Raw genomic sequence first — 25,431 nt, forward strand, 5'->3', positions numbered from 1 at the left:
AATTCGCCAACGCCAAGCAGGCGGAGTTGCGTCAAAAGGCCGTTCAGCGCGACCTGGACGAGGGCAGCTGGGAGACCGACGCCACCGTGGAGGACCGACACCACCGCATGCAGCTCACGGTGGCTGATCAAACGCAGCAGCTCGGCGATCGGCGCGCCAGCAACGAGCAGGCTCGGATTGCAGCGCACAACGCGCGTGACCGCTACATCGACGTGCTGCGCGCCACCGTGCGCCGCTACAAAAAGAACGTCGCCGAGCTGGGCGAACTGGCCGGCGTGGCCGCCGAGGCCCAGGTGCCGCACCTGGACAATGACGACACCGTGCTGGCCCAGGCGGGGCTGCACGTGAAGTTCAACTTCGACGGCAAGGGCGAGGTGGGCCTGAACGACGGCGAGGCCTCGGGCGGCCAGCAGGTGCTGAAGAGCCTGATCCTGCTCGTCGGCCTGATGAAGGACGACGAGAGCGCGGGCGGCTTCGTCTTCATCGACGAGCCCTTTGCCCACCTGGACGTGCGCAACATCCAGCTCGTCGGCCACTTCCTGCGCAGCACCCGCGCTCAGTACCTGCTGACGACGCCCATCACGCACAACGTCGAGGTCTTCGAGCCCAGCGAGATCACGCTGGTGACGAGCAAGAAGCCACGCGGCGAACGCTGGGCGCCGCCGATTGCGGTGCTGGCGAGGAGGCCCGAGAAGAGCGAGTACGCCTGAGCGGGTGGCCGTTTGTGTACACAAACGGCACAATGGCGGGTCTGAGTCTTCTTCTGAAGGACGCCCCATGACCGCTCCCACCCTCGACGCCACCAGCGTCGGCATCCGCGAATTCCGCGCCGATCTGGCCGAGTACATCGCTGGCGATGCGCCTATCACCATCACCAAGCATGGCGAGACCGTGGGGGTGTTCGTGCCGCTGCGGCGGCCCAGCGCTGAGGACGTGCAACGGCTGCTGGAGGCTGCGGCCGCATTTCGCGAGGCGATGCCATTGACGGAGGCTGAAGTCGAGGAGATCGCCGCAGACTTCGACGCACTCAGGCGCGGGCGTCCCCTGCCCAGCGCAAGCAGCAAATGACAGTCAGCCGGCCGCTCGTGCTGGACGCGAACATCCTGATCCGCTACGTGCTCGGGCAGAGGGTGCCGGCACTGTTGACGGCGTACACCGGCGTGATTGATTTCCTGGCGCCCGAGACGGCTTTCATCGAGGCGCGCCGACATTTGCCCGCGATCCTGCGTGCGCGACGCGCTTCGGCCACGGCGGAGCGTGCCGCCACGTTGGCGTTGGACGCGCTGGGGCGTTTTGTCAGCTCGGTGCCGCTCACAAGCTACGCACCGATACGCGCTGCGGCGCTGGCCCGCATCGGCTCACGCGACCCCGACGACTGGCCCGTCCTCGCCTGCGCCTTGCTGCTGAACTGCCCCATCTGGACGGAAGACCGCGACTTCTTCGGCACCGGGGTAGCGACCTGGACGACGGCGCGCGTGGAGCTTTACTTCAAGGAAGCCGCCTCGCCCGAGGCCGGGCATTGAGCACGCGTGAACTGACCGCGGACCGCACACGCCGCCATCGCGGCGCCGCTGCGCCCGTCTGGCCGCCGCACCTGCCACCGCTGGACGTGGACGAGCGAGAGCTGCTAACCGACTGGCTGCGCGGCAGCGCCGACAGCCGGCCCTGGCCCAGCCTGCTGGACATTGCCGGCCCCGGCCGCATCGACCTGGCGGACCGCCTGGCCGACAAGGCGCTCGCGGCCGGCCTGTTCACGCTGAAGGAGAAGTTCGAGCGTGGCCGCTGGCAGCGCGCCGGCGTGGCCTGGGTCGAGTTGGAAGCCTTGCAGACGGCCCTGGGGCTGCCGACGAAGAGCCAGCGCGACGCCCAGCGCCAGGCCCTGTGCGACCAGATCGACACGCTGATGGCGGACCCGCTGGTGGGTGAGGCGGCGCAAGACCTGGCGCAGTCGCGCATGGCCCTCAAGCCGGCGCAGGCCCGCGCCGCGCTGCTGCAGGCGCTCGCCGCCTGGGTGGCCGCCGGCCAACAAGGGCTGCGGCGCGACTTTGCGCTGCACCTGGGCCACACCAAGGCCGTGGCCGACGGCGAATGGGCCTGGCTGGAGCGGCATTTCGACCTGCCGGCGCTGGGCATCGGGCCGTTTGCGCCCACGCTGACGCTGGCGGGTGCCGCCTCCCTCGTCTGGCCCGGCGGCCGGCGCGTGGACCTTGCAGCGCTGCCCTTCGTCACGCTGCCCACCGAGGGCCTGGAGCGGCTGCTGGCGGTGGAGCCGGCGCCCACGCGCTGGTGGTTGATCGAGAACCGCGCCAGCTTCGAGAAGCAGGCCGCACGGCTGGCGCCCGGCACGCTGCTGGTCTGGATCGCCGGCCGCCCCACGCGCGCCTGGACAACGGCGCTCGGCCGCCTGCTCGCGCTGGCACCGGCGCCCGCCGCGATCAGCGCGGACGCAGACCCGGCCGGCATCGAGATCGCGCTCGCCGCCGCGCAGCCCTGGGTCAACCGCGACTTGCCCTGGCAGCCCGAGGCGATGGAGGCCGTGCGGCTGTCCCATCCGCGTGCTCAAGCGCTCGGCGCCTACGACCTGGCCACGCTGGACCGGCTTGGCCACACCGAGCTGCCTCCCATGCTGGCGGCGCTGCGCGACGCGATGCGCGAACGTGGCTTGAAAGCCGAGCAGGAGGGCTGGCTGTGAACGTTCCCTGGGACTACCCGTCGCCCTTCACGCTGATGCTGACGCCCCAACAGAGCGACATCGACGGCCTGGGCCACACCAACAACGCCGTCTACGTGCAGTGGTGCGAGCAGGCCGGCTGGGCGCACTCCGAGGCGCTGGGGTTGAGCCTCGCCGACCACCGCAGCCTGGACCGCGCGATGGCCATTCGCGAGGGCCACTACGACTACCTGCTGCCGTCTTTCGAAGGCGAGGCACTGGTGCTTGGCACCTGGCTGACGGCCAGTGACGGCAAGCTGACGATGGAGCGGCGCTTTCAGTTGAAGCGAGTCAGCGATGGCCAGACGTTGGTGCGTGGCCGCTGGGCGCTGGTCTGCATCGAGATCAGCAGCGGCAAGCCGCGGCGCATGCCGGCGGAGTTCCTGGGCATCTACGAAGGCGCGCTGGCCCTCAGGGTTTGAGATATACGTTTCATATACGAATCGTATATAGTGCCCGGCATGGGAATCGTCAAAATATCCGAGGCCATGCACGAGAGCCTGCGCGTTGCCAGCCAGGCCTTGTCGCGCTCCATCAACGCCCAGGCCGAGCACTGGATGCGCATCGGCATGCTGGCCGAACTGCACCCGCAACTCAGCCACAGCGACATCTGCCAATTGCTGATCCGCGCCGAGCAGGAGGGCGGGTTGGACCTGGCCCGCCTGGCCGGCTGGGCAAAGCCGATCAAAGACAAAGGGGTGCGGGCATGAAGAGCCTCAAGCTGCGCAGCCCCGCGGAAGTGGCCAAGGCGCGTGAGGCCGGGCATCTCATCGCCGAGGTGCTGGCCATGCTCAAACCGCACGTCGTGCCCGGCGTGACGACCGAGGAACTGGACGACCTCTGCCGCGAATACATCGTGGGCACACTGAAGTGCATTCCGTCCAACGTCGGCTATCACGGCTTCCCGAAGACGGCCTGCATCTCGCCCAACCACGTTGTCTGTCACGGCATCCCTAGCAAGGACAAGACGCTGAAGAAGGGCGACATCGTCAACGTGGACGTGACCCTCACCAAGGACGGCTGGTTCGGCGACAGCAGCCGCATGTTCATCGTCGGCGAGACCAATGTGCTGGCACGCCGGCTGGTGACGACGACCTACGAGGCCCTGCGCGCCGGCATCCGCCAGGTGCGCCCAGGTGCGACGTTAGGTGACGTGGGCCACGCCATCCAGACCGTCGCGCACGCGGCCGGCTTCAGCGTCGTGCGCGAGTACGGCGGCCATGGCATCGGCGACGTTTATCACGACGAGCCGCACGTCAACCACTTCGGTCGCCCGGGCGAAGGCCTGAAGCTGCAGGAGGGCATGATCTTCACCATCGAGCCCATGATCAACGCGGGCGCCGCCGGCATTCGCGAGCTGAGTGACGGCTGGACGGTGGTGACGCGCGACAAGTCGCTGTCGGCCCAGTGGGAACACATGGTGACCGTGACGGCCGACGGCTTCGAGATATTGACGCCGTGGCCGGATGGGCTCGGGGACTACCCGGCGATTGATTGAGCCTGTAGGTTGGGGTGAGCTTGCGAACGCCAACGTCCTCGGCGGCCGGATTTGTTGGGGTTCACTGCGTTCACCCCAACCTACCGCGCTAGGCGGCCGGCGGTTCGACACCAGACTCTCCGCCAAACCGAGGCAAGCCATCGCAGATGGCGTGCCATGAGGCTTTGTGACTCACAAAGTAATGTGCGCTGGGCGTAGTCAATGGCGCGCCGGCAATGACGCCCGCCGGAACCCCGAGTACCTTTGGTAATCGGATGTCCGACGTAAAGACGTGCGAGCCGCAGACGCGACAGAAGTGGCGCGTGACGTTCGTGGTCACTGGGAATGCTGTGAGCGATTCATTACCGGTGATCAGAATGGAAGTGCTTCGGAAGCTCACCCAAGTGGTGAAGGCAGCGCCGCTCAACCGGCGGCATTGACCGCAGTGGCAATTGACGATGCCCCTTGGTGCGGCGCTGGCATCAAGCGCTACCGCGCCGCAGTAGCAGCGAACCGAAAAGGCTGGTGAAGCAGAACTGCCCATGGAACTTTCCGTGAACGCCCGATGTGTTTCTGGAAGAAGGCGCGCGCAGTCGAAGCAGACCTGGGAGCTCTTGGTTTTCGCCTCCGGGAGGCAAGTCCTGGCGCCATGCATCAGTTCCCCTGCACAGCCTCTGATCGCAACGCCCGCGCCGCCTCCACCATCCGTCCCAACGCCGCCTCCGTCTCCGGCCACCCCCGCGTCTTCAGCCCGCAATCCGGGTTGACCCACAGCAGCTCCGCCGGAATAACCTCGGCCGCCTTCCTCAGCAGCCGCAGCATCTCCGCCGTGTCGGGCACGCGCGGCGAGTGGATGTCGTAGACGCCGGGGCCGATCTCGTTCGGGTACTTGAACTGCCCGAAGCCGCGCAGCAGTTCCATGTCGGAGCGACTGGTTTCGATGGTGATGACGTCGGCATCCATCGCGGCGATCTCGGGCAGGATGTCGTTGAACTCCGCGTAGCACATGTGGGTGTGGATCTGCGTGTCGTCGCGCACCGGGCTGGCGGCCACGCGGAAGGCGCGCGTGGCCCAAGCGAGGTAGGCGCCCCAGGCAGCGCGGCGCAGCGGCAGGCCTTCGCGGATGGCGGGCTCGTCGATCTGGATGATGGCGATGCCGGCGGCCTCCAGGTCGGCCACTTCGTCGCGGATGGCCAGCGCGATCTGCAGCGCCGTGGTGGCGCGCGGCTGGTCGTCGCGCACGAAGGACCATTGCAGGATGGTGATGGGGCCGGTCAGCATGCCCTTCATGGGCTGGGCGGTCAGGCCTTGCGCGTAGCTCGTCCAGCCCACGGTCATCGGCGCGGGGCGTGACACGTCGCCGAACAGCACCGGCGGCTTCACGCAGCGGGAGCCGTAGCTCTGCACCCAGCCGTTGGCGGTGAAGGCGAAGCCGGCGAGCTGTTCGCCGAAGTACTCGACCATGTCGTTGCGCTCGGCCTCGCCGTGCACGAGCACGTCCAGGCCTAACGCTTCCTGTTTGCTGACCGCGAGCTGGATCTCGCGCTGCATGGCTTCGCGGTAGGCAGCGTCGGACAGCGCGCCGCGCTTGAAGGCAGCGCGGGCGGCGCGGATCTCGGCGGTCTGTGGGAAGGAGCCGATGGTCGTCGTCGGAAAGGCAGGCAGGCGCAGGCGCTGTCGCTGCGCAAGCTGGCGCGTGGGGAAGGGTGAGCGGCGCTGGTCGGCAGCGGCTGGCAGTGCCTTGAGGCGCGCTGCAACGGTGCCGTTGCGCACGCGCGGGCTGACGGCGCGGGCCGCGCGGGCGATGCGGGACTCGGCCAGCTCGCGGGCCACGCTGGCTTCGTCACCCCACAGCGCGCGTTTGAGCACACGCAGCTCGTCCAGCTTTTCGACGGCACCGGCCAGCCAGCCTTGCAGCTCCGAGTCCAGCGCCTTGTCCTGCCGCAGGCTGAAGGGCACGTGCAGCAGCGAGCAGGACGGCGCCACCCACAGCCGCCCGCCGCGCAGCTCCTGCACCTTGCGCAGCTGGGTCAGCGCGGCATCCAGGTCGCTGCGCCAGATGTTGCGGCCGTCGATGATGCCGACCGACAGCTCGCGCTCCAGCGGCAGCCGCAGGGCCACGGTCAGCAGCTCCTCGGGCGCGCGGACGGCGTCCACATGCAGGCCGGCCACGGGCAGCTCGCAGGCCAGGTCCAGGTTGTCGCCGAGCGGCGAGAAGTAGGTGGCGAGCAGCAGCGGCTGGCCCACCACGCCGAGGCGGGCGTAGGCCAGGCGCAGCGCGTCTTGCCACGCCGGTGTGAGGTCCAGGCCGAGGATGGGTTCGTCCAGCTGCACCCAGGTCACGCCGCGCGCGGCCAGGCGGGTCAGCAGTTGCTCGTAGGCGGGCAGCAGGCGCTTGAGCAGCACCAGGCGGTCGAAGCCGTCCTGTTTGCTCTTGCCCAGATAGAGGAAGCTCACGGGACCGAGCAGCGCGACCTTGGGGCTGGCGGGCAGGGCGATGGCTTCGTCCACCTCGGCGAGCAGGCGGTCGGCGTGCAAGTTGAACTCGGTGGCCGCGTCGAACTCGGGCACGAGGTAGTGGTAGTTGGTGTCGAACCACTTGGTCATCTCCAGCGCCGGGGCGCCGGCACCGCCCGCGCTGCCGCAGCCGCAGGCCTCGGTGTGGGCGTGGGCCGACGTGCCGCGTGCCATCGCGAAGTAGCGTTGCAGCGGGGTCTCGTCGCCGGTGAAGCCGAAGCGCGCCGGCTCGCAGCCGAACAGCTGGATGAGGTGGGCGACGTGGTCGTAAAGGGCGAAATCGCCGACGGTGACGTGGTCCAGCCCGGCCTGGCGCTGCAACGTCCAGTGGCGGGCGCGCAGCGTGGCGGCCTGCGCTTCCAGCTCGGCGGCGGGCAGTTCGCCGCGCCAGTGGCGCTCCAGCGCGGTCTTGAGTTCGCGGTGCTCGCCCATGCGCGGGAAGCCGAGAATATGAGTCTTGATCATGACGATTCTGCAAACGATGAAATTGATTCGTGATGATCTGAGCTTGCTGACTATGATTCAAACGAAACGTTTTCTGAATCATCACAAGTTCTGCTCATGCAAACGCCGCTTGAACTGCGCCACCTGCGTACCCTGGTTGCCCTGCGCGAGGCCGGCAATCTGTCCCGAGCGTCGCAACTGCTGAACCTGACGCAGTCGGCCCTGTCCCACCAGCTGAAGGCGCTGGAGGAGCACTACGGCGCCGAGCTGTTTGCGCGCAAGAGCAACCCGCTGGTGTTCGGCGCCGTGGGCCAGCGGCTGCTGAGGCTGGCCGACACGGTGCTGCCGCAGGTCGACGAGACCGACCGCGACGTGCGCCGGTTGGTGGATGGCTCCGCCGGCCAGCTGCGCATCGCTGTCGAATGCCACACCTGCTTCGACTGGCTGATGCCGGCGATGGACGCCTTCCGCGGGCGCTGGCCCGAGGTGGAGCTGGACATCGTCTCCGGCTTCCAGGCCGACCCCGTGGGCCTGCTGCACCAGGACCGCGCCGAACTGGCCATCGTGTCGGACGTGGATGCCGACGAGACCGGCGTCGTCGTGCATCCGCTGTTCAGCTTCGAGATCGTGGCGTTGCTGCCCAAGGGGCACGCCTTGCTCGCCAAGCCCTGGCTGCAGGCTGCTGACTTCGCCGGCCACACCCTCATCACCTACCCAGTGCCCGACGAGATGCTCGACCTCGTGCGCCGCGTGCTGCAGCCCGCCGGCATCACGCCGCCGCGCCGCACCAGCGAGCTGACGGTGGCGATGCTCCAGCTCGTCGCCAGCGGGCGCGGCATTGCGGCGCTGCCGCTGTGGGCGGTGGAGAACTACCTGGCGCGTGGCTACGTGGCGCGCCAGCGCATCGGCGAGCAGGGGCTGACCGGGCGGCTCTATGCCGTCAGCACGGCGGGCTTGGCGGCCAAGCCCTTCCTGGCCGACTTCGTGCGGCTGATGCGCGAGACCTCGCTGCTGAACCTCGCCGCCGTCAGCCTGCTCTAGTTCCGCGCGTGCGTCACGCGGTAGCCCGCCACGCCCGGTAACTCGTGCAGGCCGCCGGTGAAGCGGCACAGCGTCTGGCCCTTGAAGTTCTGCTTGGCCGTGCAGACGAAGCGCCACTCTTCGTGGTCGCCCTGTTTTTCGATGCTCAGCGAGCCGGGTGCGAAGCGGTAGCCCAGGCCGTCGGCGAACTCGGCCAGCTCGGCCTGCGTGAAGCGCCGACCCGGCTCGCCGCGCAGCGTCACGGCGATGGCCGGGTGCGAGGGCAGCCGGCTCTCCAGCTTGGCGCCCCACATCATCAGCGTCGCGCACAGCAGCGTCAGCGCGATGGCGGCGAAATAAAAGCCCATGCCCAGCACGATGCCGATGGCCGACGCGGCCCACATCGAGGCCGCTGTCGTCAGCCCCGAGATGTTCATGCCCTCGCGCATGATGACGCCGGCGCACAGGAAGCCGATGCCCGTTACCACGCCCTGGATGACACGCGTCGGGTCGGCGAACAACGGCAGCGAGCCGCCTGCCGTGTGGCCGCCGAACCATTGATCGGGGTAGCCGACCAGGATAGTCACGGCACACGAAGCCATGCAGACCAGCGCGTAGGTGCGCATGCCCGCCGCGCGGCCGTGATAGGCCCGCTCATAGCCCAGCAGCAGCCCCAGCACCATGGCGCCAAGCAGATGCATCAGCATCAGCACGTTGGCAGCCCATTGGCTGCCGGTCCAGTAGCGTAGCAGGAGGTCCGGTTCGAGCATGGGCGTGGCCGATGAAGGGGTGATGACGGGGGCGAGCCTGCCCCGCGGCCACGCTAACGCAGTCCGCATCCGCCCGCCAGACGGGCGGATGCGGAGGCCGGCTTCAGGAGAGTGCGGTTGCCGTGCGCTCCACGAGCACGCAACGCACCCACTTGCGCGCGGTGATCTGCGCCGTCTGGGCCAGCAGGAATTCCTCGGCCTCGGAGTTGGGCGACTCGAACTCGAAGCCGCTCAGCTGCACGAGCTGGTTCAGCGGCCGGCTCCAGACGCGGCGCACGTCGGCACTGAACAGCGGCACGCCGTCGTCCTCGCCCAGCAGCAGGCGCAACTCATAGTGCCGGGCATCCAGCGGCGGCTCGGCCGAAGCCAGGATCTGCAGGCCGTCCTCGCTGAGGTTGACGACGACGCCGCCGCGCGCGTTCGCCAGGCCTTCGGGCTTGATGACCCAGACAGGCAACTGCTCATGCTCTTCCGGCACGAGGAAGAACTCCACGCGGGGGGAGCGGCGTTGGTCGATCTGGTTGGTCAGCATGGTGTGGCGCTCGGAGTGGACGGGTCGGATCACAGCATCAGCGAATGACAGGCGCTTGTCAGCAGCGCCCGTGTCGCCTGAATCGACTTCGGTGAAGCCTTGGCGCCGTTATACCGCCAGCAGATCGACCTCGAACAGCAGCGTCGCATTCGGTGGGATCACGCCGCCCGCACCGTGCTCGCCATAGCCCAGTGCCGGCGGCAGCACCAACATGCGCGTGCCGCCGACCTTCATGCCCTGCACGCCTTCATCCCAGCCCTGGATGACCTCGCCGCCGCCGAGGCGGAACTTGAACGGCTGGCCGCGGTCCTTGCTGGAGTCGAACTTCTTGCCGCGCAGGCCGTCCTTGTAGAGCCAGCCGGTGTAGTGCACCGACACGCGCTGGCCCTTGGTGGCCTCGGCGCCGTCGCCGACGACGCGGTCTTCGTACTGCAGGCCGCTGGAGGCCGTTTGCAGGGTCAGCTCGACCGCCTCGGGGCCGCCGGCCAGGCCGAGCAGTTCGACCTCGAAGCACAGCGTCGCATTCGGTGGGATGTCGCGGCCAGCGCCGCGAGCGCCGTAGCCGAGGCCGGCCGGGATGATCAGCGTGCGCTTGCCGCCGATCTTCATGCCCTGCACGCCTTCGTCCCAGCCCTTGATGACCATGCCGGCCCCCAGCTCGAACTCGAACGGGTCGCCACGGTCCTTGCTGGAGTCGAACTTGGTGGTCTTGGCACCGTCGACCCACAGCCAGCCGGTGTAGTGCACGGTGACGTCCTGGCCGGCCAGCGCCTGCTTGCCGTCGCCTTCGACGGTGTCCTCGAATTGAAGGCCGGTGGGCGTGGTGTTCATGGCAGATCCTTGAGCTTGTTGGACAAAAGGCGGGATTGTCGCCGCCAGGGCTCGGGCACGGACCTGCGGTAGCCAGCTCGCCGTCAGCAGTGCCACAGTAGACTGGGTATTCGTTATCTTGGCTGAGAGTAGAAAAATGAGTCTTCTTTGGTTCCTCGTCGTCGGCATCGTTGCTGGCTGGTTGGCTGGCAAGTTGGTCAAGGGTGGCGGCTTCGGCCTCATTGGCGACCTTGTCGTCGGTGTGATCGGTGCCTTTGTCGGCGGCTTTCTTTTCTCCTCATTGGGTGTTTCTGCGGGTGGCGGCCTGATCGGCAGCATCATCGTGGCGACCATTGGCGCCGTCGTGCTGCTGTTTGTCGTGCGCCTCATCAAGCGCGCTTGAACCAAGAGCCAGCGCTAACGCCTCAAGCGCAGGGTGCCTGCAGTGCCTGCGGGGCCTGCGGGGCCATGGCCCGCCATGGCCCGACTGCGCTGGCGAGTACTTCGCCGACGATCTCGCTGCGCGTCGAGACGTGCAAGCCCAATCGTGCGGCCGCCTCGCGCAAGCGCAGCGCCGGGGCGCTCAGATCAATCGCCGCCGCCCCGTTCTGCTTTGACAGCTTGTTCCCATCCGCCGCCAGCACCAGCGGCGTGTGCAGGTAGCGCGGTGTGATCAATCCGAGTGCCCGCTGCAGCGCGATCTGGCGCGGCGTGTTGTCGGCGAGGTCTTCGCCGCGAGCCACGTCGGTGATGCCTTGTTCGGCATCGTCGACAACGACGGCGAGTTGGTAGGCCCACAGGCCGTCGGCGCGTTTCAAGACGAAGTCGCCCACTTCGGTCTCCAGGTCTTGCGACTGCGCGCCGAGGCGGCGGTCCTGCCAGTCGACGCTGCCCTCCACCCGGAAGCGCCAGGCGCGCACCGGGCGGCCGTTCGTGCCATGGCGGCAGGTGCCGGGATAGATCAGCTCGCCGTGCCTGGCCTTCGGGCCTGCAGCGGCTGCGATTTCGGCCCGCGTGCAGGCGCAACCGTAGGCGTGGCCGGAGACGATCAGCCTGTCCAGCGCAGCTTGGTAGAGATCGCCACGGCGGGACTGCCAGACGGGCGGCTCATCGGCCACCAGGCCCAGCGCTGCGAGCTGGCCGAGGATGAGTTCGCCGGTGCCTGGCGGGCAGCGCGGGCCGTCGACGTCCTCGATGCGCACCAGCCACTGGCCCCCGTGGGCGCGTGCGTCCAGCCAACTGGCGAGCGCGGCGACGAGCGAGCCGGCGTGCAGCGGGCCGGTAGGCGAGGGTGCGAATCGGCCGCGATAGGTCGTCAAAGGAGCAGGCCTTCGTGCTGTTCCAGCAGCGCCTTGCGCGTGGTCTCGCTGCGCAACCTGTCCAGCCACCACGCCAGCGCCTTGCCGGGCGTCTGGCCGTTTCCCGTCGTGTTCTGGCGCCAGGCGTAGTGCATCAGCCCGGCGCGGCGGCCCTCGTAGGTGGCCTTGCGCACGAGCCGGCCGGCGTCGATGTGGCGCCTCACCATGGGCACGGGCAGGGAGCCGCAGCCCAGGCCGCGCAGCAGGCCTTCGAGCTTGGTGGCGAGCGACGGCACGGTTAGCACGTCCTGCCCGGGCAGCACGCCCACGGTGATGGGCGCCAGCAGCCGGGCGCTGTCGGCGACGGCAATGATGCGGTGCTCGGCGATCTGGCCGGCCGTCAGCGGCTCGGGCAGGTTGGCCAGCGGGTGGTGGGGCGCCACGCAGAAGGCGAACTCCAGCTCACCGCTGGGTTCGCAGTGGATGTTGGCGCTCTGCAGCTGCGCCGGCATGCCGATGGCCAGGTCGGCCTGGCCGTGCAGCAGCGCCTCCCAGGTGCCGGCCAGCACCTCGACGCGCAGCTTGAGCCGCGTGGGGGGCGGGCCGCCACCGTCGATGGTTTCGGCGTAGAAGGCCTCCATCAGGTCGAACAGGGCGCGGCGGGCAATGGCGTCGTCCACGGCGATGGTCAGTTCGCTCTCCCAACCGGTGGCGATGCGGCGCACGCGGTTGGCGACGGCGTCCAGCTCCTGCAGCAGGCGCCGGCCCTCCACCAGCAGCTCCTGGCCGGCGGCGGTCAGCACGGCCTGGCGGGAGCTGCGATCGAAGAGCAGCACATCGAGCGCGTCTTCGAGCTGGCGCACGGAGTAGGTCAGCGCCGATGGCACGCGGCCCATCTCGCGGGCGGCGGCGGCGAAGCTGCCGGTGCGGGCGATGGTGTCCATCATGGACAGGGCTTCGGGGGTGAGGGCGCGGCGTTTGTCCTGTGGATGGCTCATGGATTCAGTCTATTTGAACGGTGTCGCCAAGCCGCGCTGTCGATGAGCGGGCGCGCGGCTCCTACATTGACTCCAAGCAAACCAAGGAGCCCGGCATGACAACCCAACTGATCAAGTCCAGTGATCGCGGCTACGCCGATCATGGCTGGCTGAAGTCCTTCCACAGCTTCTCGTTCGCGGACTACTACGACCCGGCGCGCATGGGCTTTGGGCCCTTGCGCGTCATCAACGAGGACAAGGTTGTCGCCGGCAAGGGCTTCGGCACGCACGGCCACCGCGATATGGAAATCATCAGCTACGTGCTGTCCGGCGAACTGGCGCACAAGGACAGCATGGGCAACGGCGAGGCCGGTGGTGCGAACGCTGGCGTCATCCGCCCCGGTGACGTGCAGCGCATGAGCGCCGGCACCGGTGTCATGCACAGCGAGTTCAACAATGCCAAGGAGACGACGCATTTCCTACAGATCTGGATCCAGCCCGACCAGCGCGGCATTGCGCCGAGCTACGAGCAGAAGCATTTCGACACCACTTCCAAGCGCGGCAAGCTGCGCCTGGTGGCGGCCAACGACGGCGCCGAGGGATCGGTGACCATCCACGCCGATGCCCGCCTGTACGCTGGCCTGTTCGACGGTGTGGAAGCGGCTGAGCTCGACGTTGCGCCGGGTCGCCTGGCCTACGTGCACGTCGTGCGCGGCGCGCTTAGCGTGAATGGACAAGACCTGACGGCAGGTGATGCCTTGCAAGTTCGCGACACTCCGCGCCTCGCGTTGACCGCCGGCAAAGAAGCAGAAGTGCTGGTCTTCGACCTCGCAGCCTGAAATGCAGCCCTTCTTCCAAGGCGTACCTTGACCGGTCCCCCAAGAGGACGGCGATGCTTGCGGCATTGAGCCGCAAGCACATCGCCAGCGCGGGCCGGCTTGGGAGCGGCCCGGCGCTCGACCCGCAGGTTTTGAATTCACTCCACCCTGAAAGGACCTTTCATGAGCAAGATCGTTGTTGTCTACCACTCCGGCTACGGCCACACCAAGCGCATTGCCGAGACCGTGGCCGAGAGTGCAGGCGCCCAGCTGATCGCCATCGACGCTGAGGGCAACGTTGGTGAGGCCGACTGGGCCGCACTGGCCGATGCCGACACCATCGTCTTCGGCTCGCCGACCTACATGGGCACCGTGAGCTGGCAGTTCAAGAAGTTCGCCGACGCGTCCAGCAAGGTCTGGTTCACCCAGGGCTGGAAGGACAAGCTGGCCGCCGGCTTCACCAACAGCGCGTCGATGAACGGCGACAAGCTGTCCACGCTTCACTATCTGTTCACGCTGAGCCAGCAGCACAGCATGCTGTGGGCCGGCATGGGTGTGATGCCGTCGAACAAGAAGAGTTCGACGCGTCACGACGTCAACTTCGTTGCGTCGTTCGCGGGCCTGATGACGACCTCGCCCAGTGATGCGTCGCCCGACGAGATGATGGACGGCGACTTCGCGACGGCAAAGGTCTTCGGCGAGCGCATCAAGGCGGTCACGGCCCGCCTGACGCGCTAAACGAGACCCAGGTCGCGCGCGCTGGCCCCGGGGAAGACGGTGGCCAGTTGCGCGTCGTTCAAGTCATACATGCGCTTGAACAGGCCGCTGAACAGCGCGCGGTATTCGTTGAGTACCGGGTAGTCGCGGTTCTGAAACAAGGTGGATGCCTTGACCGCGACTTGCTCGCCCGCAATGCGCCCACCCTTCACGCCGCCGCCCAGCACCCAGTAGGCGCTGCCGTGACCGTGGTCGGTGCCGCGGTTGCCGTTCTCGCGGAAGGTGCGGCCGAACTCGCTCACCACGACGACCACGGTGTTGTTCCACTGCGGCCCCATCTCGTCGGCAAACAGCGCCAAGCCTTTGCCCAGCTCACCGAGCTTGGTGGCGAGCTGGCCCGTCGCGCCGCCTTCGCCGACGTGGGTGTCCCAGCCGCCCACGTCGATGAAGCCCAGCGTCACGCGCTCGCGCATCAGCCGGGCGATGCGCCGCGCCTCCAGCGCAAAGCCCTTGGCGGCGATGGCGCCACGGCTGGCGGCTTCCATCTCACCCGCCATCTCGCGTGACACCTCCTCGCGCACCTCAAAGCCGCCGCTGACTGTGCTGGCCAGCCGCGTGTTGGCGTACATGCCGGCAATCGTCTGCGCCTGCGCGGCGTTGATGGCCGGCTTGCCCAGGTCGCGCAGCGCCTGGTTGGCCACCGGCTGTTGGCCGCGCAGGATCAGCGGCACCTGGTCGGTGAAGGCCATCGCCTCCAGGCGCGAACGTTCCGGCACAGCGGCACCCAGCACGCCGGCCAGCCGGTTCATGAAGCCGCTGCGGAAGTCGCGGCTGCCCGAAGCCAGGTCATCGGCCTGGCCCAGTTCGATGTGGTCCTGCGTCTCGAAGTGGCTGCGCGAGGCGTCATTGGTGCCGGCAAAGGGCACGAAGGTGGCCTGGCCCTTGAGCCACAGTGGGTGGATGCTGTCGGCCACGGCCGGTGCCAGGCCCCAGTCGGCGTCCAGCGGCAGCGCGGCCGTCTTGGCGATGGCGATGTTGGGCCGGGCTTCGTAGTAGAAGCTCGACGACGTCGGCACCAGCAGGTTGGCCGCGTCGTAGGCGCCGCGCAGGAAGACGACGAGCAGGCGCGGTGTCTCGGGCGATGCCGCCCAAAGCTTTGTCGGCAGCGCAGCAGCGCTGAGGCCGAGTTGGAGCAGTAGACGGCGGTCCATGGCAGCCTCAAGTCCGGCAGTGGAGCGTGCCCGAGCGGGCCGCCCTCGGGTGGTCTGGCAAGGCGCGAAGCGGAGCGATGGCGGGTCCCATCGCGAGCATTCGCAACGCCGCCAGAGCGCCTGAGGGCGGGCCGAGCGGGCATGCAGCGTTCTGGCCTGAATAAAGCAGGTGGTCGTGGGTCTCAATGGATGCAGGCATGACTGTTTCCAGCGGTGGTGAGCGGTCGACTGTCGGGCTTGAGGCCTACCTGTACATGAAGTCGGGGGAGGCCAGCAGGTAGGTGTTCCATTCCTGCGGCGACGTGGCGGCGCCGAGCGCCTGCTGCGTGGCGGCGGCCAGGCGCGGCGCGATGCCCTCGTAGTAGAGCGGGTGGGCGATCTGCGGGAAGGCCGGCCGGTCCTTGGCCTCGCCTTCGACCTTGAACAGCCCTGCGCTGCCGCTGCCGATGGCGCGGGCGATCTCGAAGCGCGTCGTCATCTGGCCCGGGCCCGCCCAAGCGCTCTCGTCGAGCGGATAGCCGTCGGGCGTCTGGCGGTTGTAGGGCGCCTGGCCCAGGCGGTAGAGCCAGCCGATCATGGGGCCGGTGTTCAGCACCACCTTGTCGGCATAGGCCAGGCGCACGGCGGAGACGACGTAGTGCGTCGGGTCCTTGAACTTGCGGGCCAGCGACGCCTCGAACTCCGGCGAGCCGACCATCGCGCGCAGCACCTCGTCGATGCGGCCGCCGCTCTGCTGCCAGCGCTCGGCCATGCGTTCCACGAGGGCCGGCGGCGGCTCGTCGGCGACGAAATACTGGGCCAGCTTGCGGCTCACGTTGCGCGCCGTGCTGGGGTGTTTGGCCAGCAGGTCCAGCACCTGGTCCAGCTCGGCATAACCCTCACCCTTGACGGTGATGCCCAGCAGGCTCTTCTCACCAAAGTCATGCCGCGCGGGGTTGAACTCCATCAGCCCGTCGCGTCGGTATTGGGCTTCCTGCGCGGGTTTGAGCTTGGGATTGTTGTCGGTGAGGTTGACGCCGAGGCCCGTCAGCACGCGGGCCAGTTCCTGCACGTCGCGCTGGCTGTAGCCGCCGCCCACGCCCAGCGTGTGCAGCTCCAGCAGCTCGCGGGCGTAGTTCTCGTTGATGCGGTTGGCGGCGTTCTGCTCGTTGTCGAGGTAGCGCAGCATGGCCGGGTGGTGGGCCGTGTAGCCGAGCAGCTCGCGGAACGTGCCGAGCGAGCGCTCGCGCAGGCCCTGCTCGTAGTCGCCCACCATCGCACGCAGGTTGCTCTTGTACTGATGCACGTTGAAGTGGTTGAACCAGAACCACGTCAACTGCTCCTGCACCTGGTTGGGCGAGTAGAGCGCGTTCAGCAACTGCCGGGCCGAGGCCTCGCGGGCGAGCTTGGTCAGGGCCTGCTGGTAGTTCTTCTGCGCCTCGGCCTTGGCGGTGTCGTCGGTCAGCGCATCGGCCGCCTTGCGCTGGGCTTCCATGCGCTGCACCAGCGGCAGCAGCGGCTCATTGATGGGCAGGGTCTGGATCTGCGCCTGGGCGGCCTCAGGCAACGCCGCTGGTGTGCGCGGCTGGAGCTGGGCGTCCAGCCAGGCGGCGCGGCCTTGGCGGCGCACAGCGGCCAGGTCGGCGCTGCTGGCGCCCCAAGTGAGACGGTCCAGCCAGAGCGTGTCCTGGGCTGGACCGTGTGCGGAGGAGGCTGTTGGCGGCGCGGTGGCGCAGCCGATCAGGCTGAGGAGTAGGGCGGTGCTGAGCGCGAGGTTTCTCATGGCGCCCCATGATGGGCCCGCCTGAGGTGCACTGTCGAGGCGCGCAACAAGACTTCACATCCTGGCGCGGCAGTCGTGCCTTCCTCGGGCCGAGCGCCGGGCCGCTCCCAAGCCGGCCCGTCTGGCGATGTGCTTGCGGCTCAATGCCGCAAGCATCGCCGCCCCCTCGGGGGGCCGACCAGGCGAGCCCGCGTTCAGCGCGGCACGACTGGGCGAGGGGCTCACTACTTTGTGTAAATCTTGTCGAACGTGCCCCCATCGTCGAAGTGCGCCTTCTGCACCTTGCGCCAATCGCCGAACAGCTCCTCGAGGGTGAACAGCTTGACCGGGCCGAACTGCTTGGCGTACTTGGCGGCGACCTTGGCGTCACGCGGGCGGTAGTAGTTCTGCGCCGCGATCTCCTGGCCTTCCGGGCTGTACAGGTAGTTCAGGTAGGCCTCGGCCTGCTTGCGCGTGCCGCGCTTGTCGACCACTTTGTCGACGATGGCGACGGGCGGCTCGGCCAGGATGGAGAGGCTGGGCGTGACGATCTCGAACTTGTCCGGACCGAGTTCCTTGACGGCCAGGTAGGCCTCGTTTTCCCAGGCGATCAGCACGTCGCCGATGCCGCGTTCAACGAAGGTCGTCGTCGAGCCGCGGGCGCCGGAGTCCAGCACCTTGGTGTTGGCGTAGATCTTCTTGACGAACTCCTGCGCTGCGGCCGGCGTGCCGCCGTTCTTCAGCGAGTAGCCCCAGGCGGCCAGGTAATTCCAGCGCGCACCGCCGCTGGTCTTGGGGTTGGGCGTGATGACCTCGACACCGCTCCGCACCAGGTCCGGCCAGTCCTTGATGGCCTTGGGGTTGCCCTTGCGCACCAGGAACACGATGGTCGACGTGTAGGGCGTGGAGTTCTGCGGCAGCTTCTTCTGCCAGTCCAGCGCCAGCAGCTTGTTGTCGGCCAGCGCGTCGATGTCGTAGGCGAGGGCCAGCGTGACGACGTCGGCTTCCAGGCCGTCGATGACCGAGCGGGCCTGCTTGCCAGAACCGCCGTGCGAGGCCTTGAGGCTGACGGTCTCGCCCGTCTTGGCCTTCCATTGCGCCGTGAAGGCCTTGTTGAAGTCCTGGTAGAGCTCGCGCGTCGGGTCGTAGGACACGTTCAGCAGCGTGGTCTGGGCGAGGGCGCCGGTGGCGGCGAGGGCAAAGCTGAGGGCGGTGAGAAGGCGGCGCATGGTTTTCGAGTTAGGGGTGGAGCGGCTCACTCTAGGGACGCGGGCTGCGGCAATCAAAGAAGAAGTTCGCGCAAGCTCATGCGGCTTTCGACCATGCCAGCACGGGCTCTGCAGCCGGCGCCTCGTGGCGCGCGGCATCCACCACCTCGCGCCGCAGCGGCGAGGCGAAGGTCTGGATGAACTCGTAGACGTAGTCGCGCAGATAGGCGCTGCGGCGCACGGCCAGGCGGGTCATGTTGTCCTCGAACAGATGGCGAGCGTCGATGGCGCGCAGGTGCAGGTCGCGCTCCTCGTCGAAGGCGATGGCCGCGACGATGCCCACGCCCAGGCCGAGCTCCACATAGGTCTTGATGACGTCCGCGTCCATCGCGCTTAGCACGATATGGGGCGTGAGTTGGGCGGCGGCGAAGGCGTCGTCGATGTGTGAGCGGCCGGTGTAGCCCTGCTCGTAGGTGACGATGGGGAACTGCGCCAGGCGGGCCAGCGTCAGCGGGCCTTCCAGCAACGGATGGCCGGGCGGCACCACGACCGAGTGCGTCCAGCGATAGCAGGGCAGGGCCACCAGTTCAGGGTACTGGGTCAGCGCCTCGGTGGCGATGCCCACGTCGGCCTCGCCGTCGAGCAACAGCCGTGCGATCTGCTGCGGCGAGCCCTGCTGCAGGTGCAGGCTCACGTCGGGGTGATGGGCGCGGAAGTCCCGCACGGCGGGCGGCAAGGCGTAGCGGGCCTGGCTGTGCGTGGCGGCGATGCGCAAGCGGCCACTGCCGGCCTGGGCGAAATCGCCGGCAGCGCGCTTGAGGTTCTCGGCCTCCTGCAGCAGGCGCTCGATGACGGGCATCACCTGCTCGCCCGGCTCGGTCAGCCCGGTCAGGCGCTTGCCGACACGCACGAAGAGCTCGATGCCGAGTTCGTCTTCCAGTTCGCGGATCTGGCGGCTGACGCCGGGCTGGGATGTGTGCAGGGCCTGAGCGACTTCGGTCAGGTTGAAGCCGCGGCGCTGGGCCTCACGGACGGAACGGAGTTGCTGGAAGTTCATGCGGCGCGATTCTGCAAACCGCGAGCACTTCTGTCGTCGAACGATTCGCCATATCGTTATGCGATTCGTCGCAGTACCGGGCGCTTGAGCGACGTCTACAGTCAGCACACCCTTCAGGAGCGCGTTCATGCATAAGCAACCCATTCCCCAGCAGGCCTGGGCTTTGTTCGACCGCTACGTCCACGGCGACCTGAGCCGTCGCGGCTTTCTCGACCAGGCGGCCGTTTTTGCCGGCGGCCCGGCAGGTGCGGTCGCGCTGCTCACTGCGCTGAGCCCCAACTTCGCGGCGGCGCAGCAGGTCAAGCCCGACGACGTGCGGCTGGCAACGCGCCGTCACGCCTTCCCGTCACCCGACGGCAATGGCCAGGTGCAGGGCTATCTGGTCAAGCCGTTCAGTGCATCAGGCAAGCTGCCGGCCGTGCTGGTGGTTCACGAGAACCGCGGCCTGAACCCGCACATCGAGGACGTCGCCCGCCGCGTCGCGCTCGCCGGCTATGTGGCCTTTGCGCCCGATGCGCTGGCGCCGCTGGGCGGCTACCCCGGCGACGAGGACAAGGCCCGCGAGCTGTTCACCAAGCTCGACTCCGCCAAGGCCCGCGCCGACATCGTGGCCGGTGCGCGCGGGCTGCTCACGCTGCCGGATGCCAATGGCAAGGTCGGCGTGGTGGGCTTCTGCTGGGGCGGCACGCTGACCAATTACGTCGCCACCCAGGTGCCCGAAGTGGCCGCGGCCGTGCCCTTCTACGGCGGCGCGCCAGCGCTGGAAGACGTGCCGCGCATCAAGGCGCGGCTGCTGTTGCATTACGCGGGCAACGACGAACGCGTCAATGCGAGTTGGCCGGCTTACGAGGCGGCTTTGAAGGCGGCCGGGGTGCGCTACGAGCAGCACACCTACGCCGGTACTCAGCACGGCTTCAACAACGACACGACGCCGCGCTATGACGCGGCGGCGGCGCAGTTGGCGTGGGAGCGGACGTTGGCGGTGTTCAAGGCGGCGCTGGGCTAGGGTGAGAAGCTCGCTTGGTTGCTTTTGCACAGCGCGCGTCTGCTCGATGCATTGCCGGGAGTCCCGCCCGGCGGCGGGGTAACTTTCTTCTGCGGAGCCAGAAGACAGTCACCAAAGAAGAGGCTCTGAACCGCACACGAGTGCGATGACGCCAGGAGCGGCGCGCGAAAACGCCCGGTGGCATTTCGCCCAGACGCGACCCGCTGCGCTCTCGCTGCTGTCCCTGTGAAGAGCGCCATCCATCGCCCCTTCATGCCGCTTAACGCCGGCTGCACGCCGGGCTCACCAGGAATGCAAATGCCGCGTCGCCCGAGCGACGCTGTCTTGGGTGTTTTCTCGTGAGCACGGCGTGCAGCCGCGCGTTAAGCGGGCCGCTGCTCCGATGAATGGGGTTGGTGAAAAGGACAGCAGCGAGAGCACAGCGGGTCGCTTCGGGGCACGGCCCACTGCCAAGCTCGTTAGGCCGCTGAAGTGCGGATTCAGCGCCTCTCTTTTGGTGACTTTGCTCTGGCGCCGCAGAGAAAAGTTACCCGCCCGCCGGGGCGGACTCCCGGCAACACGGCAGCGATTTCAAGACGCTCTACCAAAGAGCATCCTGAATCCTCAAATCCCCGCCCCAGCCTCAAACAAGCTCAACCGATTCGCCGCCAGCTTCACCCGCTGCCCGCCCCGCAGCCCCATCGCCTCCGCCTCAGCCCGCGTCAGCTCTGCTTCAAGCGGCTGCCCGTCCGGCCCGATCAACTCGACGCGGGCACTCGCGCCGAACGACAGCACCCGCTCCACCGTCGCAGACAAACCAGGCGCCGATTCGTCGGTCGAGATGCGTAGCTCGTGCGGCCGGGCATAAGCCTGCACCTCGCCGTCGCCATGCTCGCCACCGTGCGGCAGTTGGTGCTCGCCGATGTGCAGCACGCCGCTGCGGGACTGGCCGACAAAGCGGTTCGCCGCACCCAGGAAGCCGTAGACGAAAGGAGTCGCCGGGCGCTCGTAGACCTCCTGCGGCGTGCCGACCTGCTCGACGCGGCCGTGGTCCATCAGCACGATGCGGTCGGCCACTTCCAGCGCTTCATCCTGGTCATGTGTGACGAAGATGCTGGTGATGTGCAGTTCGTCGTGCAGGCGGCGCAGCCAGCGGCGCAGTTCCTTGCGGACCTTGGCGTCCAGCGCGCCGAAGGGTTCGTCCAGCAGCAGCACGCGCGGCTCCACGGCCAGCGCGCGGGCCAGCGCGATGCGCTGGCGCTGGCCACCTGACAACTGCGGCGGGAAGCGGTCGCCCAGCCAGTCGAGCTGCACCAACTTGAGCAACTCGGTCACGCGCTTCTTGATCTCGGCCTCGGGCAAGCGCAGCTTGCGTGGCTTCACGCGCAGACCGAAAGCGACGTTGTCGAACACCGTCATGTGGCGGAACAGCGCGTAGTGCTGAAAGACGAAACCGACCTGGCGCTCGCGCACATGGGTTTCGGAGGCGTCGTGCCCGTCCAGCAGCACGCGCCCTGCGTCGGCTTGTTCGAGGCCGGCAATGATGCGCAGCAGCGTCGTCTTGCCGCAGCCCGAGGGGCCGAGCAGGGCGACGAGTTCGCCGGTGGGGAAGTCGAGCGACACGTCACCGAGGGCGGTGAAGTTGCCGAAGCTCTTGTGGATGTTCTGAACCTGGATGCCCATCACGCTTCCTTGTTCGACTGGCTCTCGCGCCACTCGATGAATTGCTTGATCACCAGCGTCACCAGCGCGAGCAGCGCCAGCAGCGAGGCCACGGCAAAAGCGGCGGCGAACTGGTATTCGTTGTAGAGGATCTCGACGTGCAGCGGCAGCGTGTTCGTCATGCCGCGGATGTGGCCGGAGACGACCGACACCGCGCCGAACTCGCCCATGGCGCGTGCGTTGCAGAGGATGACGCCGTACAGCAGGCCCCACTTGATGTTGGGCAGCGTGACGCGGCGAAAGGTCTGCCAGCCACTGGCGCCGAGCACCGTGGCGGCTTCCTCCTCGTCCCGCCCTTGCGCCTGCATCAGCGGGATCAACTCCCGCGCGACGAAGGGGAAGGTCACGAACACGGTGGCCAGCACGATGCCTGGCACGGCGAAGATGATCTTCACGTCGTGCGCCTGCAGCCACGGGCCGAACCAGCCTTGAGCGCCGAAGATCAGCACGTACATCAGGCCAGCCACAACGGGCGAGACCGAGAAGGGCAGGTCGATGAACGTGATCAGCAGCTGCTTGCCGCGGAACTCGTGCTTGGCGATCAGCCAGGACGCCGCCAGGCCGAACACCAGATTCAACGGCACCGCGATGGCCGCCGCGATCAGCGTGAGCTTGATGGCCGACAAGGTCTCCGCGTCGGCCAGCGACGAGAAATAGGCCTCCCAGCCCTTGCGCAGCGCCTCGGTGAACACGGCCACCAAGGGCAGCAGCAGGAAGACGGCAAAGAAGGTCAGGCCCAGGGCCAGCAACACGCGCCGCACCGCCGGCGATTCACGCGTGGCGGGGTTGTCCTGGTACTTGGCGAGGGCGCGGACCTTGGCCGGCGCGATGTGGAGAGCGGTGCTCATGCGCCTGTCCATCCCCGGCTTGCAATGAGGGCGACGCTTGGGGTTTGGGGGCCGAGCGCCGGGCCGCTCCCAAGCCGGCCCATCCGGCGATGTGCTGGGTGGTCAATCCGGCCAGCATCGCCGTCCCCGTGGGGGACCGGCCAAGGTACTCCTTGGACGAGGGGCATCATTTCCTGCTCCCTCGCTGCGAACTCCAGGCCTGCAGGCCGTTGATGACGAGCAGCAGTACGAAGCTGACGATCAGCATCACCGCGGCAATGGCCGTGGCCCCGACGTAGTCGTATTGCTCCAGCTTGGCAATGATCATCAACGGTGTGATCTCGCTGACCATGGGGATGTTGCCGGCGATGAAGATCACCGAGCCGTACTCGCCGACGGCGCGTGCGAAGGCCAGCGCGAAGCCGGTCAGCAGCGCCGGCAGCAGTGTGGGCAGAACGACATAACGGAATGTCTGCCAGCGTTGGGCGCCGAGTGATGCCGCGGCTTCTTCCAGCTCGGTCTCCATGTCCTCCAGCACCGGCTGCACCGTGCGCACGATGAAAGGCAGGCCGATGAAGATCAGCGCCAGCAGGATGCCCAGCGGCGTGAAGGCGATCTTGAGGCCGCCCTCACCGAACAGGAAAGCCAGCGCGCCACCCGGGGCGAACAGCGAACCAACCCAGCCGTTGGGCGCATACAGCGCCGTCAGCGCGATGCCGGCCACGGCGGTGGGCAGCGCGAAGGGCAGGTCGATCAGCGCGTCGACCAGCTTCTTGCCCGGGAACTCGTAGCGGACGATGCACCAGGCCAGGATGAGGCCGAAGAAGAGGTTGATGGTGGCGGCGATCAGCGAGGCGCCGAAGCTCAAGCGGTACGAAGCCATCACGCGCGGCGACGTGGCGGCGGCCCAGAAGGCGTCGAAGCCGTGGCCCGATGACTTCAGGAAGACCGCCGTCAGCGGCACCAGCACGATCAGCGACAGGTAGAACAGCGTGAAGCCGAGCGTTGGCGCGAAGCCGGGTAGAACCCGGCGGCGCACCGATAGGAACGAAGCCATGTGATTGATGTGTTGCGTGTTGGGCCGAGCGCCGTGCCGCTCACAAGCCGGCCTCGTTGGCGATGTGTCTGGTGGTCAATCCGCCAGGCATCGCGGGCCCCTCGCGGGCGAGGGGCTTGGGCTCAACGCTTGATCGAGGCCATCACCTGATCAAACGTCCCGCCGTCGGCAAAGTGAGTCTTGCTGACCTTGGCCCAGCCGCCCAGCGTCTGGTCGACCGTGAACAGCTTGATGTTGGCAAAGCGTTGGGCGTGCTTCTTGAAGACGGCCGGGTCACGCGGGCGGAAGTTGTTCTTGGCGATGATTTCCTGCGCTTCCGGGCTCCAGTGGAAGTCAAGGTAAGCCTTGGCCAGCGCCGCGTTGCCCTTCTTGGTGGCCACCTTGTCGACCAGCGCCACGGGCGCCTCGGTCTCGATGGAGATGCTGGGGTTGACCTGCTCGAAGTTGCCCTTGCCGAACTCGTTCTCGATCAGTTCCACCTCGGCCTCGAAGGTGACGAGCACGTCGCCGATGCCGCGTTGCGTGAAGGTGGTGGTGGCGCCGCGGCCGCCGCCGTCGAGCACGGGCACGTTGGTCAGGATGCGGGTGACCAGATCCTTGGCCTGCGCGTCGGTGCCGCCGGTGGCGAGCACGCTGCCCCAGATCGCGAGGTAGCTGTAGCGGCCGTTGCCCGTCACCTTGGGGTTGGGCAGGATGACCTGCACGCCCGGCCGCGCCAGGTCGGCCCAGTCCTTGATGCCCTTGGGGTTGCCCTTGCGGACGAGGAAGGTCATCGTCGACGAGTAGGGCGCCGCGGCATTGGGAAAGCGGCTGCGCCAGTCGGCCGGCGTGAGGCCGCTGCTGGCGAGCTGGTCCACGTCGGTGGCCTGGTTCATCGTCACCACGTCGGCTTCCAGGCCGCCGATGACGGCGCCGATCTGCTTGCTGGAGCCGCCGTGGCTCTGGTTGACGACAACCGTCTGGCCCTTGGCCTTCTGGGCGGCGACGAAGGCGGGGTTGATCTGCTTGTAGAGCTCGCGCGCCACGTCGTAGGAGACGTTGAGCAGCGGCTGCGGGTCGGCAGCCAGAGCGGGCAGCGCCGAGGCCGAGGCGATCAGCGCGAGAACGGTGCGGCGGGAAGGCAGAAAGAGGGACATGAGCGGGCCGTCGAATGAACGAAGGCGTGACGATGCCCTAAGTCGCTTATTCGCGAAACGACAGTTTCCTTATTTCCTTATTCGATCTTCGGCTATCAGTGGCCCGGCGCTTTGGGCGACGCTGAACAGGTCCCCGCGATGCAGCGCGCCCTGGTTTGGGATGGACTGCAAGGCGCAAACCACAGCCATAGCTGGCTATGGCGCGGATTTGCAACGCTGCAGGCCGCCCAAAGCAGGGATGCGCTGCGCGCGAGGGACTTGTTCAGCGTTGCCTTAGAGGTTATCCGTAAATAGTAAACTCTCGTCCCGAACCGCCATTCACGCGGTGGTTGGGTTAAGGCATGGCGACACGCAAGAGAGTTGAGTCGTGGGTGGTGACCGATGATTTCTGGCAACG

General features: G+C 67.6%; 26 protein-coding genes and 2 pseudogenes. 12 read left to right on the forward strand and 16 right to left on the reverse strand.

All coding sequences use genetic code 11. The annotated features are described in order from the left end of the window. From ABIS05_RS25235 to map, 7 genes and pseudogenes are all read left to right on the forward strand, one after another. Positions 1 to 710: pseudogene (locus ABIS05_RS25235) on the forward strand (hypothetical protein); the annotation flags it as partial. Positions 711 to 777: 67 nt separating this feature from the next. Further along, a complete protein-coding gene (locus ABIS05_RS25240) occupies positions 778 to 1,068 on the forward strand; it encodes a type II toxin-antitoxin system prevent-host-death family antitoxin (protein WP_348012609.1) in 291 nt (96 codons plus the stop codon). Next, on the forward strand, positions 1,065 to 1,523 hold the full coding sequence (locus ABIS05_RS25245) for a PIN domain-containing protein (protein WP_348012610.1): 459 nt from the start codon (positions 1,065 to 1,067) through the stop codon (positions 1,521 to 1,523). Before ABIS05_RS25240 ends, ABIS05_RS25245 begins: the two co-directional genes overlap by 4 nt. Then, positions 1,520 to 2,692: a DUF2399 domain-containing protein gene (locus ABIS05_RS25250; RefSeq protein WP_348012611.1), complete on the forward strand. Its 1,173-nt coding sequence runs from the start codon at positions 1,520 to 1,522 to the stop codon at positions 2,690 to 2,692. Before ABIS05_RS25245 ends, ABIS05_RS25250 begins: the two co-directional genes overlap by 4 nt. Then, positions 2,689 to 3,132: a thioesterase family protein gene (locus ABIS05_RS25255; protein ID WP_348012612.1), complete on the forward strand. Its 444-nt coding sequence runs from the start codon at positions 2,689 to 2,691 to the stop codon at positions 3,130 to 3,132. The genes ABIS05_RS25250 and ABIS05_RS25255 overlap by 4 nt, the downstream gene beginning before the upstream one ends. Before the next feature lie 39 nt (positions 3,133 to 3,171). Next, a complete protein-coding gene (locus tag ABIS05_RS25260) occupies positions 3,172 to 3,420 on the forward strand; it encodes a ParD-like family protein (RefSeq protein ID WP_348012613.1) in 249 nt (82 codons plus the stop codon). Next, positions 3,417 to 4,208, forward strand: coding sequence for a type I methionyl aminopeptidase (gene map / locus ABIS05_RS25265; RefSeq protein ID WP_348012614.1), 792 nt, complete (start codon positions 3,417 to 3,419; stop codon positions 4,206 to 4,208). The genes ABIS05_RS25260 and map overlap by 4 nt, the downstream gene beginning before the upstream one ends. An 88-nt stretch (positions 4,209 to 4,296) precedes the next feature. Here the strand turns inward: map and ABIS05_RS28280 are convergent, their stop codons facing one another. Further along, a complete protein-coding gene (locus ABIS05_RS28280) occupies positions 4,297 to 4,842 on the reverse strand; it encodes a GFA family protein (protein ID WP_407074877.1) in 546 nt (181 codons plus the stop codon). After that, positions 4,842 to 7,169 (reverse strand): 5-methyltetrahydropteroyltriglutamate--homocysteine S-methyltransferase, encoded by a 2,328-nt coding sequence (gene metE, locus ABIS05_RS25270; RefSeq protein ID WP_348012615.1) that lies wholly within the window; start codon positions 7,167 to 7,169, stop codon positions 4,842 to 4,844. Before metE ends, ABIS05_RS28280 begins: the two co-directional genes overlap by 1 nt. Before the next feature lie 96 nt (positions 7,170 to 7,265). Between metE and ABIS05_RS25275 the strand changes: the two genes are divergently transcribed. Further along, positions 7,266 to 8,189, forward strand: a complete 924-nt coding sequence (locus ABIS05_RS25275; RefSeq protein ID WP_348012616.1) for a LysR family transcriptional regulator — start codon at positions 7,266 to 7,268, stop codon at positions 8,187 to 8,189. Here the strand turns inward: ABIS05_RS25275 and ABIS05_RS25280 are convergent. The 4 genes and pseudogenes from ABIS05_RS25280 to ABIS05_RS25295 all read right to left on the reverse strand — a co-directional run. Further along, entirely contained in the window at positions 8,186 to 8,938 is a 753-nt protein-coding gene (locus ABIS05_RS25280) for an MgtC/SapB family protein (RefSeq protein WP_348012617.1), read from the reverse strand. The genes ABIS05_RS25275 and ABIS05_RS25280 overlap by 4 nt on opposite strands. Positions 8,939 to 9,041: 103 nt before the next feature. Continuing rightward, entirely contained in the window at positions 9,042 to 9,470 is a 429-nt protein-coding gene (locus ABIS05_RS25285; RefSeq protein WP_348012618.1) for a PilZ domain-containing protein, read from the reverse strand. A gap of 108 nt (positions 9,471 to 9,578) precedes the next feature. Next, the gene (locus ABIS05_RS25290) at positions 9,579 to 9,926 is read right to left on the reverse strand and encodes an FKBP-type peptidyl-prolyl cis-trans isomerase (protein WP_407074878.1); all 348 of its coding nucleotides are present in this window, start codon (positions 9,924 to 9,926) and stop codon (positions 9,579 to 9,581) included. 30 nt (positions 9,927 to 9,956) lie between these two features. Continuing rightward, positions 9,957 to 10,301: pseudogene (locus tag ABIS05_RS25295) on the reverse strand (FKBP-type peptidyl-prolyl cis-trans isomerase); the annotation flags it as partial. A gap of 136 nt (positions 10,302 to 10,437) precedes the next feature. On the opposite strand from ABIS05_RS25295, the gene ABIS05_RS25300 reads away from it, so the two are divergent. Next, positions 10,438 to 10,683 carry a GlsB/YeaQ/YmgE family stress response membrane protein gene (locus ABIS05_RS25300; protein WP_348012619.1) on the forward strand — a complete coding sequence of 82 codons (246 nt, stop codon included), beginning with the start codon at positions 10,438 to 10,440 and terminating at the stop codon, positions 10,681 to 10,683. A 22-nt stretch (positions 10,684 to 10,705) separates the two neighbouring features. Here ABIS05_RS25300 and gluQRS read toward each other — a convergent pair whose 3' ends face one another. Then, positions 10,706 to 11,599 (reverse strand): tRNA glutamyl-Q(34) synthetase GluQRS, encoded by an 894-nt coding sequence (gene gluQRS, locus ABIS05_RS25305; RefSeq protein ID WP_348012620.1) that lies wholly within the window; start codon positions 11,597 to 11,599, stop codon positions 10,706 to 10,708. Further along, positions 11,596 to 12,576 (reverse strand): LysR family transcriptional regulator, encoded by a 981-nt coding sequence (locus tag ABIS05_RS25310; protein ID WP_348012621.1) that lies wholly within the window; start codon positions 12,574 to 12,576, stop codon positions 11,596 to 11,598. The genes gluQRS and ABIS05_RS25310 overlap by 4 nt, the downstream gene beginning before the upstream one ends. Before the next feature lie 95 nt (positions 12,577 to 12,671). Between ABIS05_RS25310 and ABIS05_RS25315 the strand changes: the two genes are divergently transcribed. Both ABIS05_RS25315 and ABIS05_RS25320 read left to right on the forward strand, forming a co-directional pair. Continuing rightward, positions 12,672 to 13,394 (forward strand): pirin family protein, encoded by a 723-nt coding sequence (locus ABIS05_RS25315; RefSeq protein ID WP_348012622.1) that lies wholly within the window; start codon positions 12,672 to 12,674, stop codon positions 13,392 to 13,394. 162 nt (positions 13,395 to 13,556) lie between these two features. Beyond that, on the forward strand, positions 13,557 to 14,111 hold the full coding sequence (locus tag ABIS05_RS25320) for a flavodoxin family protein (protein ID WP_348012623.1): 555 nt from the start codon (positions 13,557 to 13,559) through the stop codon (positions 14,109 to 14,111). Here the strand turns inward: ABIS05_RS25320 and ABIS05_RS25325 are convergent. From ABIS05_RS25325 to ABIS05_RS25340, 4 genes are all read right to left on the reverse strand, one after another. After that, a complete protein-coding gene (locus ABIS05_RS25325) occupies positions 14,108 to 15,301 on the reverse strand; it encodes a DUF1501 domain-containing protein (protein WP_348012624.1) in 1,194 nt (397 codons plus the stop codon). The genes ABIS05_RS25320 and ABIS05_RS25325 overlap by 4 nt on opposite strands. Positions 15,302 to 15,545: 244 nt before the next feature. Continuing rightward, positions 15,546 to 17,063, reverse strand: coding sequence for a DUF1800 domain-containing protein (locus ABIS05_RS25330; protein ID WP_348012625.1), 1,518 nt, complete (start codon positions 17,061 to 17,063; stop codon positions 15,546 to 15,548). A gap of 224 nt (positions 17,064 to 17,287) precedes the next feature. Continuing rightward, entirely contained in the window at positions 17,288 to 18,271 is a 984-nt protein-coding gene (locus ABIS05_RS25335) for a sulfate ABC transporter substrate-binding protein (protein WP_348012626.1), read from the reverse strand. 76 nt (positions 18,272 to 18,347) lie between these two features. After that, the gene (locus ABIS05_RS25340) at positions 18,348 to 19,307 is read right to left on the reverse strand and encodes a CysB family HTH-type transcriptional regulator (protein WP_348012627.1); all 960 of its coding nucleotides are present in this window, start codon (positions 19,305 to 19,307) and stop codon (positions 18,348 to 18,350) included. Between the two features lie 127 nt (positions 19,308 to 19,434). Between ABIS05_RS25340 and ABIS05_RS25345 the strand changes: the two genes are divergently transcribed. Continuing rightward, positions 19,435 to 20,313, forward strand: a complete 879-nt coding sequence (locus ABIS05_RS25345; RefSeq protein WP_348012628.1) for a dienelactone hydrolase family protein — start codon at positions 19,435 to 19,437, stop codon at positions 20,311 to 20,313. Between the two features lie 603 nt (positions 20,314 to 20,916). Here the strand turns inward: ABIS05_RS25345 and ABIS05_RS25350 are convergent. From ABIS05_RS25350 to ABIS05_RS25365, 4 genes are all read right to left on the reverse strand, one after another. Continuing rightward, the gene (locus ABIS05_RS25350; protein ID WP_348012629.1) at positions 20,917 to 21,975 is read right to left on the reverse strand and encodes a sulfate ABC transporter ATP-binding protein; all 1,059 of its coding nucleotides are present in this window, start codon (positions 21,973 to 21,975) and stop codon (positions 20,917 to 20,919) included. Next, positions 21,975 to 22,862 (reverse strand): sulfate ABC transporter permease subunit CysW, encoded by an 888-nt coding sequence (gene cysW, locus ABIS05_RS25355; protein WP_348012630.1) that lies wholly within the window; start codon positions 22,860 to 22,862, stop codon positions 21,975 to 21,977. Before cysW ends, ABIS05_RS25350 begins: the two co-directional genes overlap by 1 nt. A gap of 166 nt (positions 22,863 to 23,028) precedes the next feature. Beyond that, a complete protein-coding gene (gene cysT / locus ABIS05_RS25360) occupies positions 23,029 to 23,907 on the reverse strand; it encodes a sulfate ABC transporter permease subunit CysT (protein ID WP_407074879.1) in 879 nt (292 codons plus the stop codon). 113 nt (positions 23,908 to 24,020) lie between these two features. Beyond that, entirely contained in the window at positions 24,021 to 25,034 is a 1,014-nt protein-coding gene (locus tag ABIS05_RS25365; protein WP_348012632.1) for a sulfate ABC transporter substrate-binding protein, read from the reverse strand. Between the last annotated feature and the right edge of the window lie 397 nt (positions 25,035 to 25,431).

The sequence above is a fragment of the Roseateles sp. genome (genome assembly GCF_039929605.1).
Lineage (GTDB): Bacteria > Pseudomonadota > Gammaproteobacteria > Burkholderiales > Burkholderiaceae_C > Pelomonas.

Excerpts from the sequence above, each read along its gene's own strand:
- ABIS05_RS25245 (WP_348012610.1), top strand. The coding sequence starts at position 1,065 with ATGACAGTCAGCCGGCCGCTCGTGCTGGACGCGAACATCCTGATCCGC.
- ABIS05_RS25345 (WP_348012628.1), top strand. The coding sequence starts at position 19,435 with ATGCATAAGCAACCCATTCCCCAGCAGGCCTGGGCTTTGTTCGACCGC.
- metE (WP_348012615.1), bottom strand. The coding sequence starts at position 7,169 with ATGATCAAGACTCATATTCTCGGCTTCCCGCGCATGGGCGAGCACCGC.
- ABIS05_RS25330 (WP_348012625.1), bottom strand. The coding sequence starts at position 17,063 with ATGAGAAACCTCGCGCTCAGCACCGCCCTACTCCTCAGCCTGATCGGC.
- ABIS05_RS25300 (WP_348012619.1), top strand. The coding sequence starts at position 10,438 with ATGAGTCTTCTTTGGTTCCTCGTCGTCGGCATCGTTGCTGGCTGGTTG.
- ABIS05_RS25275 (WP_348012616.1), top strand. The coding sequence starts at position 7,266 with ATGCAAACGCCGCTTGAACTGCGCCACCTGCGTACCCTGGTTGCCCTG.
- ABIS05_RS25315 (WP_348012622.1), top strand. The coding sequence starts at position 12,672 with ATGACAACCCAACTGATCAAGTCCAGTGATCGCGGCTACGCCGATCAT.
- map (WP_348012614.1), top strand. The coding sequence starts at position 3,417 with ATGAAGAGCCTCAAGCTGCGCAGCCCCGCGGAAGTGGCCAAGGCGCGT.
- ABIS05_RS25320 (WP_348012623.1), top strand. The coding sequence starts at position 13,557 with ATGAGCAAGATCGTTGTTGTCTACCACTCCGGCTACGGCCACACCAAG.
- ABIS05_RS25260 (WP_348012613.1), top strand. The coding sequence starts at position 3,172 with ATGGGAATCGTCAAAATATCCGAGGCCATGCACGAGAGCCTGCGCGTT.
- ABIS05_RS25365 (WP_348012632.1), bottom strand. The coding sequence starts at position 25,034 with ATGTCCCTCTTTCTGCCTTCCCGCCGCACCGTTCTCGCGCTGATCGCC.
- ABIS05_RS25325 (WP_348012624.1), bottom strand. The coding sequence starts at position 15,301 with ATGGACCGCCGTCTACTGCTCCAACTCGGCCTCAGCGCTGCTGCGCTG.
- ABIS05_RS25335 (WP_348012626.1), bottom strand. The coding sequence starts at position 18,271 with ATGCGCCGCCTTCTCACCGCCCTCAGCTTTGCCCTCGCCGCCACCGGC.
- ABIS05_RS25310 (WP_348012621.1), bottom strand. The coding sequence starts at position 12,576 with ATGAGCCATCCACAGGACAAACGCCGCGCCCTCACCCCCGAAGCCCTG.
- ABIS05_RS25340 (WP_348012627.1), bottom strand. The coding sequence starts at position 19,307 with ATGAACTTCCAGCAACTCCGTTCCGTCCGTGAGGCCCAGCGCCGCGGC.
- ABIS05_RS25280 (WP_348012617.1), bottom strand. The coding sequence starts at position 8,938 with ATGCTCGAACCGGACCTCCTGCTACGCTACTGGACCGGCAGCCAATGG.
- ABIS05_RS25350 (WP_348012629.1), bottom strand. The coding sequence starts at position 21,975 with ATGGGCATCCAGGTTCAGAACATCCACAAGAGCTTCGGCAACTTCACC.
- ABIS05_RS25285 (WP_348012618.1), bottom strand. The coding sequence starts at position 9,470 with ATGCTGACCAACCAGATCGACCAACGCCGCTCCCCCCGCGTGGAGTTC.
- ABIS05_RS28280 (WP_407074877.1), bottom strand. The coding sequence starts at position 4,842 with ATGCATGGCGCCAGGACTTGCCTCCCGGAGGCGAAAACCAAGAGCTCC.
- ABIS05_RS25240 (WP_348012609.1), top strand. The coding sequence starts at position 778 with ATGACCGCTCCCACCCTCGACGCCACCAGCGTCGGCATCCGCGAATTC.
- cysW (WP_348012630.1), bottom strand. The coding sequence starts at position 22,862 with ATGAGCACCGCTCTCCACATCGCGCCGGCCAAGGTCCGCGCCCTCGCC.